This is a genomic window from Hydrogenophaga sp. OTU3427 (assembly GCF_038440225.1).
Taxonomy (GTDB): domain Bacteria; phylum Pseudomonadota; class Gammaproteobacteria; order Burkholderiales; family Burkholderiaceae_C; genus Hydrogenophaga.
The window spans coordinates 17,909-31,415 of the sequence record NZ_JASATI010000053.1 but is presented as its reverse complement, the minus strand read 5'-3'; the positions used below and the strand labels follow the sequence as shown (position 1 = coordinate 31,415).

Here is a 13,507-nt window from a genome sequence, read left to right as displayed (position 1 = left end):
GGGCCCGGGGGCGGGGGGGCCGCGCCCCCCCCCCCGACGACACCACGCTGACCAATGTCTTCACCGGCCGGCCGGCGCGGGGCATCGTCAACCGCGTGATGCGCGAAGTGGGTCCCATGAGCGAGCTGGCACCGGCCTTCCCGCTGTCCGGGGGGGCGCTGGTGCCGCTGCGCGCCGCCTCGGAGCCCCAGGGCAGCGGCGACTTCATGTCGCTGTGGGCGGGCCAGTCGGTCGCCCTGGACCGCGCGCGGCAACAGGGCACCGAGGCCGGCGCGCTGACCCGGCGGCTCTGCGACGAAGCCCAGGCGCGCCTGGCGGCCTTCGCGCCGGCGGGCTGAACGCAACAGCTGCGCACGCAACGATTGCCACGAAGTCCCTTACAGTAGCGGCATGACCGCCCTGCCGCCGCTTGACCGCACCTTCACCCACCAGCTGCACACCCTGCACAAGCTGACCGACCGCGTCAGCCAGGGCGCCTACCTGGCGGACGCAGGCCTGCCGCTGAGCGAGGGCCGCTGCCTGTCGGCCATCGGTGCGTTCACGCCGCTGTCGGTGAACGAACTGGCACACCGCGCCAACCTCAACAAGGGCCAGGCCAGCCGCGCCGCGCAGGCGCTGGTGGAGCAGGGCTTGGTGCGCAAGGCCCCCAGCCCCACCGACGGGCGAGGCGTGGTGCTCACCCTCACCGCCGAGGGCGAGCGCGCCTATGCGCGGGTGATGGCGGTGGTGCACCAGCGCAACGCGGCCATCCTGTCCTGCCTCAGCGCGGCCGAGTGCCGCCAGCTCGACGCCCTGCTGGGCCGCCTGGTGGACCACGCGCGGGACGCCTTGCGCAGCGCCGGCGAACTCACCGACAGCGACGACTGAACCGTGGCCACCACCGCCCCCACCTTGCGCCCCAACGCGGTCAGCATCCGCCAGCTGCGCGCCTTCGTGGCCGTGGCCCAGGACGGCAGCATCACCCGCGCCGCCCAGCGCCTGCACCTGACACCCTCGGCCCTGTCCATGCTGGTCAGCGGGCTGGAAAACGAGGTCGGCGTGCGCCTGTTCGAGCGCACCACCCGCAAGCTGGCGCTGACCGATGCCGGCCAGGCCCTGCTGCCCTCGATCACGCAGGTGTTCCAGCACCTCGACACCGCCTTCGACGACCTGCGCCAGCTCAGCCAGCGCCGTGGCGCGCGGCTGGCGGTGGCCACCTCGCCGCTGCTGGCCGCCACCCTGGTGCCGACGCTGATGGCCAGCTTCCGCGAGCGTTTTCCCGACGTCACCCTGGTGTTGTCCGACCTGGCGGTGGACGAGATCGCTGCCGCGGTGCGGGCCGGCGAGGCCGACCTGGGCATCTGCACCGCCGACACCGCCGCCCTGGACCTGCAGAGCACGCTGCTTTACCAGGACCGCCTGATGCTGGCCTGCCTGGGCAGCCACCCGCTGGCGCAGCAGCACGAGGTGCAGTGGGCCGACCTGGTGGGCGAACCGCTGGCCCTGGTGCGCCGGGGCAGCGGCCTGCGCCTGCTGGTGGAGCAAGGGTTCGCCGAGCTGGCCGGCCAGCTCAAGCCCGCCTTCGAGGTGGCCCAGGTCAGCACCGCCATCGGCCTGGTCGAGGCCGGGCTGGCGGTCTCGGTGCTGCCCTGGTATGCGCTGAGCCGCGTCCGTTCCGTGGGCGTGTGTGGGGTGCCGCTGGCCGCCCCGGTGGTGGAGCGCAACATCGTCGCCCTGACCGCTGGCGAACGCCCGCTGACCCCGGCCGGCCAGGCCTTTCTGGCGCATTTCCAGCAGCACATGATGTCCCTTCGGCCCGCTGTCCCCGGCACGTCCGGGCGCGCGGTGCGAAAATCGCGGGCATGAACGCGTTGAACATCCCCGAACTGATGCAGACCCTGGGCGTGCAGGCCCGCCGCGCCGCCTTCGACATGGCCCGCGCCCCGGCCGCGCGCAAGAACGCCGCCCTCAAGGCCCTGGCCGCCCTGCTGCGCGCCAACGTCGACGCGCTGCAGGTGGACAACGCCAAGGACCTGGAGCGCGCCCGCGCCAACGGCCTGAGCGAGCCCATGGTGGACCGCCTCAAGCTGACCCCCAAGGTGCTGGAGACCTGTGCCCAGGGCTGCGAGCAGCTCGCCGCCATGGCCGACATCATCGGCGAGGTCAGCGGCATGAAGCAGCAGCCCAGCGGCATCCGCGTGGGGCAGATGCGCGTGCCCATCGGCGTCTTCGGCATGATCTACGAGAGCCGGCCCAACGTGACCATCGAGGCCGCCAGCCTGTCCATCAAGAGCGGCAACGCCTGCATCCTGCGCGGCGGCTCCGAGGCCATCGACAGCAACCGCGCCCTGGCGGCCCTGGTGCAGCGCGCCCTGGCCGAGGCCGACCTGCCCCTGGAGGCCGTGCAACTCGTGCCCACCACCGACCGCGCCGCCGTCGGCCAGCTGATCGCCATGCCCGCCTACGTGGACGTGATCATCCCGCGCGGCGGCAAAGGCCTGATCGAGCGCATCAGCGCCGAGGCCAAGGTGCCGGTGATCAAGCACCTGGACGGCAACTGCCACACCTACGTGGACGACCCCTGCGACATCGCCATGGCGGTCAAGGTGGCCGACAACGCCAAGACGAACAAATACAGCCCCTGCAACGCGAGCGAAGGCCTGCTGGTGGCGCGCGGCGTGGCGGCCGAGTTCCTGCCCCGCATCGGCGCCATCTACGCACAAAAGGGCGTGGAGATGCGCACCTGCCCCGAGGCACGCGCCCTGCTGGCGGCTGTGCCCGGCGCGCAGCTGACCGACGCGACCGAGCAGGACTGGTTCGAGGAATACCTCGCGCCCATCATCAGCGTCAAGGTGGTGGCCGGCATCGACGAGGCTATTCGCCACATCAACCACTACTCCAGCCACCACACCGACGCCATCCTCACGCGCGACCACATGCACGCCCAGCGTTTCCTGCGCGAGGTGGATTCGGCCAGCGTGATGGTCAACACCAGCACCCGCTTTGCCGACGGCTTCGAATACGGGCTGGGCGCCGAAATCGGCATCAGCACCGACAAGTTCCACGCCCGCGGCCCGGTCGGCATCGAAGGCCTGACCTCGCTCAAGTACGTGGTGCTGGGTGAGGGCGAAGTGCGCGGCTGAGGCCGCACGGGCCGCCGGCCGCATCGAAGGCCGAGGACCAGGGCGGGTCTGCCACGTCTCCCGGAGTTCGATCGGTGTTTCCATCGACCGGCTCCCGTGGCAGCCCGCCTGTATCCCTGCTTCTTATCGGGCACTCTGCGGTGCCTTGGCTTTTTTCTCCCTGAGCTTCTTGTTGTGTGGTCGCTCTGCGGCGCCTTCTCCTTCCAACGTCATGTTTCCAACCCCCTGATCGCGCCGTGTCAGTCGGCATTCTTCTTGTGTTGGTTCTTGTCTCTCCCTTGGGCTCAACTGTAGGCATTTCGGCGGAATGGAAAATCCGCAACCGTGACATTTGAGTTTCTTTTTTTCAACGGCCACCTCCTGAAAGTCCCGGTTGCCCCCAAAGCAGTTTGGGCGGGAGGTGTTGCGCCGCCCCGGATCTGACGATCCCGCCCCCCCCGCCCCCTGTCTTTTCCGCCCACTTCAGGCAAAAGTCTCAATTGCGTCATTCGAAGGCAAAATATTCGCATGTTTCCGTCGATTGCTGCCTTGTCGCCCGTCGGTGTGAAGACCTCGTGGCCACACATCCATGACCTGCCGCCACAGGTGCACAGCTTTTGGGTGCCAGAAGCCCAGGCGTGCGTGCGCCGCGAAGGCGGGCAGGTGGGGGCATGGATCACTTTTCGGCCGGCTTGCCGCGCTGGCCTCACCCATCCCGTCGAGACCAGCCATGGGACAAGAAGCTGAGGCCCTGTCACCCTTCGGGGTCATCACCAAGGGCCCCACCATTGATGACCTGCCGCCGGAGGCGCGCCAGTTCCTGGAGCAACGCGGTACGCTGCGCCACTACCGGGAAGGCGAGGCGGTGCAGCGCCACCTGGTGATGCCGGACCACGCCTCGTGGGTGCAGGCCGGCCGCATCAAGTCCATGGTCGTTCACCCCGATGGCTCGGAGCAACACGGCGGCTGGGTGATGCCCTCAGAGTTGTTCGGTGTCTACAACATGCTGCTGCAATGCCCTTCGCGCACCACCCTGGTGGTGGTGACGGAGCGGGCCACACTGGTGCATTTTTCAAGAAGCCTGCTACTGGAGATGATGGCGGCGATGCCCGAAGTCACCGTAGGCATCGCCATCGGCCTGGGTCGCCGGATCCAGCAGCTGCACGATGTCATCGACATCAGCGGTCCCCGCAGCCTGGCCGATCAGTTGCGGGTCGTGCTGGTCTGGTTGGTCAAGAACCACGGCATACCGGCGCGAGACGGCAGCATCGAGCTGTGGGTCTCGCAGCATGACATCGCCGCCGGCGTCGGCGCCTCGCGCCAGCGGGTGCACCTGGAACTGCAGAACCTGCGCGACCTCGGCGAGGTGGACCTGGCCTACCGCAAGATCATCATCCGCCCGAAGTTCTTCCAGCACCTTGAGCCTCTCGCCGACCCGAGGCCAAGGCCATGAACAACGCCGCCGCCCTGTCCCCTTTTGGTGTCAAGACCGCCGGCTTCACCGTGGCCGACCTCACCCCCGAGGCCTGTGCGTTTCTGCGCTGCCACGGCGCCGTTCGGCGCTATGCACAAGGCGAGGTGGTCCAGCTCCGGGGGGCGCCCCCCTCGCAGGGGTCCTGGCTGCTGGAAGGGCGGCTGGTCTACCTGGGCCAACAACCCGATGGCGCCGAACAGCATGGGGGCTGGATCATGCCGGATGAGCTGTTTGGCTTGCACTACATCCTGCCGGGCCTGCCCACGCGGTTCACGGTACGGGTCGACACGGACACCGCGCGGATACTGCATTTCTCCCGCGAGGTGTTGCTGGAGATGATGCGAACCGTGCCCCAGGCGGGTGTGGGCGTCTGCGTCGGACTGAGCCGGCGCCTGCAGCAGCAGTACGACATGATCGACATCAAGGGGTCGCGCACCTTGGCGGACAAGCTCAAGACCTTGCTCCTGTGGTGGGCCAAACAACACGGGATACCCGCACGCGACGGCAGCGTGGAATTGTGGATTTCGCAAAACGACATCGCCAACGGGGTGGGTGGATCGCGCCAGCGGGTGCACCTGGAATTGCAGGGCCTGCGCGATGCAGGCGACATCGAACTGGGTTACCGCAAGCTGATCGTGCGGCCGGCCTTCTTCGTGCGGATGCAGCAGAAAACGTGAGCCTTGCAGGGGGTTTGACCGGGTCAACCCCAGGCAGCGCGGGCCCCGGACGGATAATTGTGGCCATGTCATCCAAGCAACGTGTGGTCGTCGGCCTGTCCGGCGGCGTCGATTCGGCCGTGAGCGCCTGGCTGCTCAAGCAGCAGGGCCATGAGGTCATCGGCATCTTCATGAAGAACTGGGAAGACGATGACGACAGCGAGTACTGCTCGTCCAACATCGACTTCGTGGACGCGGCCAGCGTGGCCGACGTGATCGGCATCGAGATCGAACACGTCAACTTCGCGGCCGAATACAAGGACCGGGTGTTCGCCGAATTCCTGCGCGAATACGGCGCCGGGCGCACGCCCAACCCCGACATCCTGTGCAACGCCGAGATCAAGTTCAAGGCCTTCCTCGACCACGCCATGCGCCTGGGCGCCGAGAAGATCGCCACCGGGCACTATGCCCGTGTCCGCGAGCGCGGCGGTGCCTTCGAGCTGCTCAAGGGCCTGGACCCGTCCAAGGACCAGAGCTATTTCCTGCACCGGCTCAACCAGGCGCAATTGAGCAAGACGCTGTTCCCGGTGGGCGAGCTGCACAAGACCGAGGTGCGCCGCATCGCCGCCGAGATCGGCCTGCCGAACGCCAAAAAGAAGGACTCGACCGGCATCTGCTTCATCGGCGAGCGGCCGTTCCGCGACTTCCTCAACCGCTACATCGCCAAGGAGCCGGGCCCGATCAAGGACGAGCAGGGCCGCACCATCGGCCGCCACCAGGGCCTGAGCTTCTACACCCTGGGCCAGCGCCAGGGCCTGGGCATTGGCGGCGTGAAGGAGAAAGGCGCCCAACGCGGCGGCGGCGACCACGCGCCCTGGTTCGTGGCGCGCAAGGACATCGCGAAAAACACCCTGTGGGTGGTTCAGGGCCACGAGCACCCCTGGCTGCTGTCGCCGCGCCTGCGCGCGCTGGACGCCAGCTGGGTGGCCGGCCAGCCACCCTCGGCCAGCGACATCGCGGCCAAGACGCGCTACCGACAGACCGACGCCGCCTGCCGCTTCGAACCCCAGCCCGATGGCGGGTTTGCGCTGGATTTCACCGAGCCCCAGTGGGCCGTGACGCCGGGTCAGTCGGCCGTGTTGTACGACGGCGAGGTCTGCCTGGGCGGCGGCATCATCAGCACCGAGGCCGCCGACTTCCTGTAACCCACATCCTGGGGGCCGAGCGCCGGGCCGCCCCAAGCCGGCCCGCGCCCCCCTGGGGGGCAGCGACCCGCGCAGCAGCGGAGCGTGGGGGCACTGTCAAGCCAGGCTCACCCGGTCGCGGCCGCTTTCTTTCGATTGGTACAAGGCCTTGTCGGCGCGCGCGATCCAGGCGCTGGCGTCCTCGCCCCGCTGGTGTGCAGCCACACCGGCCGACAGGGTGAGCGTGAGCACCACTTCGTTGCTCTGCTTGTGACGGATCTTGAGCGCCTTGGTGCGCAAGCGCACCCGCTCGGCCACCTCGCGCGCCAGCGCGGGCGTGGCGTTGGGCAGGAGGATGGCGAATTCCTCGCCACCGTAGCGGGCCACGGTGCTGCCGGCCTCGCCCACGCTGAGCTTGAGCAGCTCGCCCAGGGCGCTGAGCACGCGGTCGCCCATCAGGTGGCCGTGGTTGTCGTTGATGCCCTTGAAGTGGTCGATGTCCAGCATCACCAGCGCATGCTGGGTGCCACTGGCCGAGGGCGTGCGCAGCAGCTGGGCCAGCTTGTGGTCCAGGCCCTTGCGGTTGAGCACCTTGGTCAGGCTGTCGACAAACACATCCTCGCGGGCACGCTGCAGGTCGGCGCGCAGCTGTTCGATCTCGCGCCGGCTGGCCGCCACCTGCGCCTGCAGGGCGGCGGCCGAGGTGCGCATGGCCACCGTGCTGCGCAGGGCCTGGCCCAGCTGCTGGCCCAGGCGTTCGGTGTCGCTGGACTGCAGCGCCTGTGACAGGCCATCGAGGTGCTGGGTGAAGTCGCCGGCATCGCTGCCGGTGCGCGCCGCGCTCTCCGACATGCCGGTCATCACGCGCTGCATGTCGCCGCTGATGCGCTCCATGGTCTTGTCGTCGATGCCGGCGATGTGCTCGCGGTACAGCCGCGCCATGCTGTCGTCGCTCAGGCGCGGCTCGCTGCGGCTGAGGTGCTCGAAGGCCTGGTTGAGCCGCCCGTTGAGGCCGGCCACGTACTCGTAGCAGACGGCGTAGGTCAGGGGGTTGAAAGCGGCGTTGTGCTGGTTCATCAGCGCCAGCACGGCCCGCAGCAGCTCGGCGCTTTTTTCCTTGGTTTCGGTGTAGTGCATGGGTTGGGGTCTGCGATCGCTGAAAAAAGAAAAACGATGGCGAAAAAAAACCCGCCGAAGCGGGCGGGTCCGTCAGAACGGGATGTCGTCGTCCATGTCTTCAAAGCCGCTGCTGGCCGGTGCGGGCCGGGCGGCGGGCTGGCGGGGCGCGGCGGCCGGGGCCGCGGCACGCGGTGCGGCCGGGGGACGGCTGTAGCCGCCACCGCCGCCGCCACCTTCTTCACCAGGGCCGCCCATGCCTTCGCGGCCGCCCAGCAGCTGCAGTTCGGTGGCGATGATGTCCACCGTGTTTTTCTCGACACCCGACTGGTCGGTGTACTTGCCGTACTTCAGGCGGCCTTCGACGTAGATGGGGCGGCCCTTCTTGACGTATTCGCCGGCGATCTCGGCCAGGCGGTCGTAGAAGGTGACGCGGTGCCACTGGGTGTCTTCCACCATTTCGCCGGAGGTGCGGTCCTTGCGGCGGCTGGAGGTGGCCACGCTGACATTGGCCACGGCCTGGCCCGAGGGCAGGTAGCGGATTTCGGGGTCACGGCCGCAGTTGCCGACGAGGATGACTTTGTTGACGGATGCCATGGTGGATGGAACAGAAATGAATGAAATCAAGGACTTGCGGTCCGTCGCACCCCATGGGGCCGACCGGACCGGAATGTGTCATTGTGCCGCATTCGCCGCTGGCTGCGACGGCCCCGGCCCGGCCGCCGCGTGGGCGCCGCCAGGCGGCGTGCGCATGGGCCAGGCCACCACCAGCCACAGCAGGCTCAGGGCGGCGCAGACCCCGAAGACGCCGAGACTGCCCTGGGTCTTGGCCAGCCAGCCGCCCACGGCGCCGCCAGCAAAGAAGCCCAGCGACTGCAAGGTGTTGTAGACACCCAGCGCGGTGCCGCGGTGGGTGGGCGGCGCCAGCCGCGAGGCCAGGCTGGGTTGGCTGGCCTCCAGGGCGTTGAAACCGACAAAAAACAGGCACAACAAGACCGCCGCCGCCGCCAGCGAGGGCGCCTGGGCCACGTACAGAAAGCCCAGCTGCACCAGGCCAATCAGGGCGATGGAGAACAGGAAGACGGCGCGCAGGTGCCCCTTGCGCTCCAGGCGGAACAGGCCACCGCCCATGATGACGAAGGACAGCAGCACGGTGGGCAGGTAGACCTTCCAGTGGTCGTCGGCGGCCAGGCCGCTGTGCACCAGCACCCCGGGCACCACCATCCACATGGCCAGTTGCACCGCGTGCAGCACGAACACGCCCAGGTTCAGGCGCAGCAGGCCGGCGTGGGCCAGCACCTCGCGCAGGCCGCCACGGCCGGCGTCCTTGTGCACCACCGGTTCGGGCGGCACCACCCAGGCCACCACCGCCATGCCGCCCACCGCCAGCACGGCGGTCAACGTGAACAGGCCCGACAGGCCGATGCGCGCCGCCAGCCAGGGCGCCAGCACCAGGGACAGGGCAAACATCAGGGCGATGCTGGCGCCCACCAGGGCCATGGCCTTGGTGCGCACCTGGTCGCGGGTGACGTCGGCCAAGAAGGCGGTGACGGCGGCCGAGATCGCGCCCGCGCCCTGCAGCGCCCGCCCGGCCACCAGCCAGTGCACCGACGGCGCCCAGGCCGCCAGCGCGCTGCCCAGCGCAAAACACAGCAGGCCGGCCAGGATCACCGGCTTGCGGCCAAAACGGTCCGAGGCCATGCCCAGGGGGATCTGCAGCAGGCCTTGCGTGAGGCCGTAGATGCCCATGGCCAGGCCCACCAGCGCCGGATCGTCGCCACCGGGGTAGCGGCGGGCCTCCAGCGCGAACACCGGCAGCACCAGGAACAGGCCCAACATGCGCAGCGCGAAGATGGAGGCCAGCGAGCCGCTGGCGCGCAGCTCCAGCGGCGTCATGCGGGATGGGTCTTGGGAAGAAGGGGACACGGATCGAACGGGCTCAGGCGAGCGGCTGGGCGCGGCCCGTGGGCCACGTGGCCCGGGGTGGGCAGCCAAGCCGCTATTGTCCCTCAAGCCCGCCGCCGGCCCTGCAGGCCGGGCCATTGGCCCAGCTCGGCGAGCGAATCCAGCAGGCCATCGTGGGGTGCGAGGGCGATCGGTTCGCCGTGGTTGTAGCCGTAGGTCACCAGCACCACGGGGCAGCCGGCGGCGCGCGCGGCCAGGGCGTCGTTCTGCGAATCGCCCACCATCAGCGTGGCGGCGGGTGCGCTGCCCAGGGCCTCGCAGGCCTTGAGCAGGGGCAGGGGGTCGGGCTTCTTGCGCTCGAAGCTGTCGCCGCCGAACACCTGGTCAAAAAAGCCATCGAGTCCCTTGTCGCGCAGCAGCGCCCGGGCAAAGGCCAGGGGTTTGTTGGTCAGGCAGGCCAGGGACAGGCCGGCGTCGCGCAGCAGCCGCAGGCCCTCGCGCGCGCCGTCGAAGACCGCGCTGTGCTGGCCATTGATGTCCTGGTAGTGCCGCTGGTAGGCGGCCCAGGCCTGGGGCAGGCGGGCGGGCGGGTCTGTTTCGCCCACCCGGGCCATGGCCGACAGCAGCAGGTTCTCCGAGCCTTTGCCGATCATGCGTTCGACGTCGGTGCGGGCCACGGCGGGCAGGCGCAGCTCGGCCAGGGTGCGGTCCAGGGCCTCGACGAAGTCGCCCAGGGTGTCGACCAGGGTGCCGTCGAGGTCGACGATGGCGGCCTGCAGCGCGCCGGGGTGCATCAAGGGGTGGTTCATGGCGGTGGTGCGGTGGGGCCCACATTGTGCCGGGAGCGCTGCGCCGGGCGATTCCCCCCGTCCGGCTGATGAATCGTTCAAATAAATGCGCTTGTCCCCAGGCGGCCTTTGCCATGCAATACGGGCCAGTCCACACACCGTCCCGCCCTCGCATGACCGCCTCCACCGCCCCCTTGCCCCACGACACGCCCGCCCCGCTGGCGCGCGTGGAAGACCGGCGCCTGCTGACCGGCCAGGGCCGGTACGTGCACGACGTGACGCGTCCGGGCATGCTGCATGCGGCCTTCGTGCGCAGCGTGCACGCCCGGGGGCGCATCCTGTCGCTGGACACCGGCAGCGCCCGCGAGGCGCCCGACGTGGTGGCGGTGTTCGCGGGTGCGGACCTGGCCGGCCTGCGCCTGCCGGCCACCAACCCCCTGTGGCCCACCGACGACACGCGCCGCCTGCCGCTGCTGCCCACCGACGACATTGGCAGCGTGGGCCAGCCGCTGGCGGTGGTGGTGGCGCGCAGCGCCCGCGCCGCCCAGGCCGCGGCCGAGCTGGTGTGGGCCGACTGCGAGACCCAGACGCCCCAGAACGACCTGGACAACGAGGCCAGCGCCATCGGCCAGGTCGCGTTCCAACACGGCCGGCCCGAGGACGCTGCCAGCGCCCCGCACCGCGTCGCCGTGAGCCAGACCCAGCCGCGTGTGCTGGCCTTCGCGATGGAACCCCGAGCGGTCGTGGCCGAATGGGATGCGGCGCAGCAGGCCCTGTGTGTGTGGCTGGGCACCCAGACCCCCTCGCGCGCCCGCGCCGACCTGGCCAGCACGCTGGCGCTGCCCCTGGACAAGGTGCGGGTGATCGCGCCCGACGTGGGCGGCGCCTTTGGCGCCAAATCCTCGCTCAGCCCCGAGGAGCTGGTGGTGGCCTGGGTGGCCCGCGCGCTCCAGGCCAGCGTGAAATGGACGGCCTCGCGCTCGGAGGAATTCACCTCCGGCGTGCACGGCCGGGGCGCGCAACTGCGGGGCGAGCTGGCACTGGACGCCGACGGTCACTTCCAGCACCTGCAAGCGCGGCTGCGTTTCCCGGTCGGGGCCTGGCTGCCCTTCAGCGCCGTGGTGCCTTCGCGCAATGCCGCCCGCATCCTGCCCGGCCCCTACCGCGTGGACAGCGTGGACATCGGTTCGCGCGCCGAAAGCTCGAACGCCGCGGCCGTCAACATCTACCGTGGCGCCGGCCGGCCCGAGGCCACGCTGCTGATGGAGCGCCTGGTGGAGCGCGCCGCGCGCCGCCTGCGCCTGGACCCGGTGGAGCTGCGCCGGCGCAACCTGATCGCCGCCGGCAGCATGCCCTATGCCACGCCCACCGGCGAGACGCTGGACGCCGGCGACTACCGCGCCGCGCTGGACCTGGCCTGCGAGGCCTTTGGCTACGAGGCCGAACGCGCCGCCCAGGCCACGCGCCGCGCCCAGGGCGAACTGGTGGGCATCGGCCTGGCGCTGTACGTCGAACCCTGTGGCCAGGGCTGGGAAAGCGCCCGCGTGACGCTGCTGGCCGATGGCTCGGTGTCCGTGGCCAGCGGCTCATCGGCCCAGGGCCAGGGCCACGAAACCAGCTACGCCCAGATCGCCGCGCAGGCCCTGGGCGTGGACGCGGCGCACATCGCGGTCTTGCACGGCGACACCGCCACCTGCCCCGAAGGCGTGGGCGCGCTGGCCAGCCGCAGCATGGCCATCGGCGGCAGCGCGGTGCTGCTGGCCGCGCAGGAAGCCGCGCGCCGGCGCGACGCCGGCGAGGCCCTGCCCTTGAGCGCCGAGCAGGTCTACACCGCGCCGGCCGAGGCCTGGAGCTACGGCTGCGTGATCGCCCGCATGAGCGTGGACCGCGACACCGGCCAGCCCGCCATCGAACGCATCGTCTGGGCCGACGACGCCGGCCACATCGTCTCGCCGCAGCTGGCCCAGGGGCAGCTGCTGGGCGGCATGGCCCAGGGCATCGGCCAGGCCCTGCTGGAGCGCCTGGTCTACGACGGCGAGGGCCAACTGGTCACCGGCTCGCTGATGGACTACGCCGTGCCACGCGCCGACGACATGCCCGCGCTCGACGCCATCGAACTGGTCGGCCTGCACCGGCCCACGCAGGCCAACGCGCTGGGCGCCAAGGGCGTGGGCGAGGCCGGCTGCATCGGCGTGCCGGCGGCCCTGCTCAACGCCGCCGCCGACGCGCTCTCGCCCTGGGGCGAGCCCGAACTCGATTTCCCGCTCACGGCCGAACGGCTGTGGCGCGCCACCCAACCCCCATCCTCGAAAGTTGCACCATGAGCACCAAGTACCTCAAACAAGACGCCAAGGCCTACGCCCGCGAACACTTCCGTGGCGTCTGGGCCGCCACCGCCACGCCCTTCAAGGACGACCTGTCCCTGGACGAAGCGGGCTTTCGCCGCAACCTGCAACACTGGGTGCGGACCCTGAAGCTCGGCGGCCTGTTCGTCAGCGGCAAACAGGGCGAGTTCTTCTCGATGTCGGTGGCCGAGCGCAAGCGCACCTTCGAGCTGGCGGTGGAAGAGGCCGCCGGCCACTGCGGCATCGTCACCTCGTGTTCCGACACCAACCTCGATGTCGTCCTGGAGCTGGCCCGTCACTCGCAGGACGTGGGCGCCGACTACATCGTGGTGCACAGCCCGGTGCTGCACTTCCACCACGACGCCGAGGCCACGGTCTACGAGTACTACCGCCACCTGAGCGAACAGCTGGACATCGGCATCGCGCTGTGGAACCACCCCGACTGCGGCTACATCATGAGCCCCGAGCTGTGCGCGCGCATCGCCGAGCTGCCCAACATCGTGGCCATCAAGTACAGCGTGGACCGCCCGCTCTACAAGAAGCTCACCGAACTGGCGGGCGACAAGATCCTGGTCAGCACCGCGTCGGAAGAGGAGTGGCTGGACAACATCATCGAACTGGGCTGGCAGCTCTACCTGTGCTCCACACCGCCCTTCCTGCTGCAGACCGCGGTGGACCAGCGCATCAACGAATACACCCGCCTGGCCTTTGAAGGCAAACACGCCGAGGCGCGTGTGGTGCGCGACAGCCTGGAGCCGGCGCGCCAGGCCTTCCGCTCGGCCCGTCCCAGCGGCACGCCCCAGGCCTACACCAAGTACTGGCTGGAGCTGCTGGGCCAGGTCGGCGGCCCGGTGCGCCGCCCCCTGCTCAACCTGAGCGAGGCCGAAAAGGCCGCCACCCGCGCCGCCCTGGCCCGCAGTGGCCTCAAGCTGGCCTGA

General features: G+C 69.9%; 13 protein-coding genes. 9 read left to right on the top strand and 4 right to left on the bottom strand.

Features of this window, described 5'->3' with window-relative positions; genetic code table 11:
• From AAHB17_RS21470 to mnmA, 7 genes are all read left to right on the top strand, one after another.
• On the top strand, positions 1 to 338 hold a 338-nt coding region (locus tag AAHB17_RS21470; protein ID WP_342132988.1), incomplete at its 5' end, for a nitronate monooxygenase.
• A 52-nt stretch (positions 339 to 390) separates the two neighbouring features.
• On the top strand, positions 391 to 867 hold the full coding sequence (locus tag AAHB17_RS21465; protein WP_342132987.1) for a MarR family winged helix-turn-helix transcriptional regulator: 477 nt from the start codon (positions 391 to 393) through the stop codon (positions 865 to 867).
• 3 nt (positions 868 to 870) lie between these two features.
• Positions 871 to 1,845, top strand: coding sequence for a LysR family transcriptional regulator (locus AAHB17_RS21460; protein WP_342132986.1), 975 nt, complete (start codon positions 871 to 873; stop codon positions 1,843 to 1,845).
• Entirely contained in the window at positions 1,842 to 3,122 is a 1,281-nt protein-coding gene (locus AAHB17_RS21455) for a glutamate-5-semialdehyde dehydrogenase (RefSeq protein ID WP_342132984.1), read from the top strand. The genes AAHB17_RS21460 and AAHB17_RS21455 overlap by 4 nt, the downstream gene beginning before the upstream one ends.
• Before the next feature lie 709 nt (positions 3,123 to 3,831).
• Positions 3,832 to 4,554 carry a Crp/Fnr family transcriptional regulator gene (locus AAHB17_RS21450; RefSeq protein WP_342132982.1) on the top strand — a complete coding sequence of 241 codons (723 nt, stop codon included), beginning with the start codon at positions 3,832 to 3,834 and terminating at the stop codon, positions 4,552 to 4,554.
• Positions 4,551 to 5,252, top strand: coding sequence for a Crp/Fnr family transcriptional regulator (locus AAHB17_RS21445; RefSeq protein WP_342132981.1), 702 nt, complete (start codon positions 4,551 to 4,553; stop codon positions 5,250 to 5,252). The genes AAHB17_RS21450 and AAHB17_RS21445 overlap by 4 nt, the downstream gene beginning before the upstream one ends.
• 65 nt (positions 5,253 to 5,317) lie before the next feature.
• Positions 5,318 to 6,436 (top strand): tRNA 2-thiouridine(34) synthase MnmA, encoded by a 1,119-nt coding sequence (gene mnmA / locus AAHB17_RS21440; RefSeq protein WP_342132978.1) that lies wholly within the window; start codon positions 5,318 to 5,320, stop codon positions 6,434 to 6,436.
• A gap of 96 nt (positions 6,437 to 6,532) precedes the next feature.
• Here mnmA and AAHB17_RS21435 read toward each other — a convergent pair whose 3' ends face one another.
• The 4 genes from AAHB17_RS21435 to gph all read right to left on the bottom strand — a co-directional run bounded on the left by AAHB17_RS21435 (position 6,533) and on the right by gph (position 10,245).
• On the bottom strand, positions 6,533 to 7,552 hold the full coding sequence (locus AAHB17_RS21435) for a GGDEF domain-containing protein (protein ID WP_342132977.1): 1,020 nt from the start codon (positions 7,550 to 7,552) through the stop codon (positions 6,533 to 6,535).
• 72 nt (positions 7,553 to 7,624) lie between these two features.
• Positions 7,625 to 8,128: a single-stranded DNA-binding protein gene (gene ssb / locus AAHB17_RS21430; protein WP_342132976.1), complete on the bottom strand. Its 504-nt coding sequence runs from the start codon at positions 8,126 to 8,128 to the stop codon at positions 7,625 to 7,627.
• A 78-nt stretch (positions 8,129 to 8,206) separates the two neighbouring features.
• The gene (locus tag AAHB17_RS21425; RefSeq protein WP_342132989.1) at positions 8,207 to 9,427 is read right to left on the bottom strand and encodes an MFS transporter; all 1,221 of its coding nucleotides are present in this window, start codon (positions 9,425 to 9,427) and stop codon (positions 8,207 to 8,209) included.
• Positions 9,428 to 9,540: 113 nt separating this feature from the next.
• Positions 9,541 to 10,245, bottom strand: coding sequence for a phosphoglycolate phosphatase (gene gph / locus AAHB17_RS21420; RefSeq protein WP_342132975.1), 705 nt, complete (start codon positions 10,243 to 10,245; stop codon positions 9,541 to 9,543).
• Between the two features lie 152 nt (positions 10,246 to 10,397).
• On the opposite strand from gph, the gene AAHB17_RS21415 reads away from it, so the two are divergent.
• Positions 10,398 to 12,548, top strand: a complete 2,151-nt coding sequence (locus AAHB17_RS21415) for a xanthine dehydrogenase family protein molybdopterin-binding subunit (protein ID WP_342132974.1) — start codon at positions 10,398 to 10,400, stop codon at positions 12,546 to 12,548.
• Entirely contained in the window at positions 12,545 to 13,507 is a 963-nt protein-coding gene (locus AAHB17_RS21410) for a dihydrodipicolinate synthase family protein (protein WP_342132972.1), read from the top strand. Before AAHB17_RS21415 ends, AAHB17_RS21410 begins: the two co-directional genes overlap by 4 nt.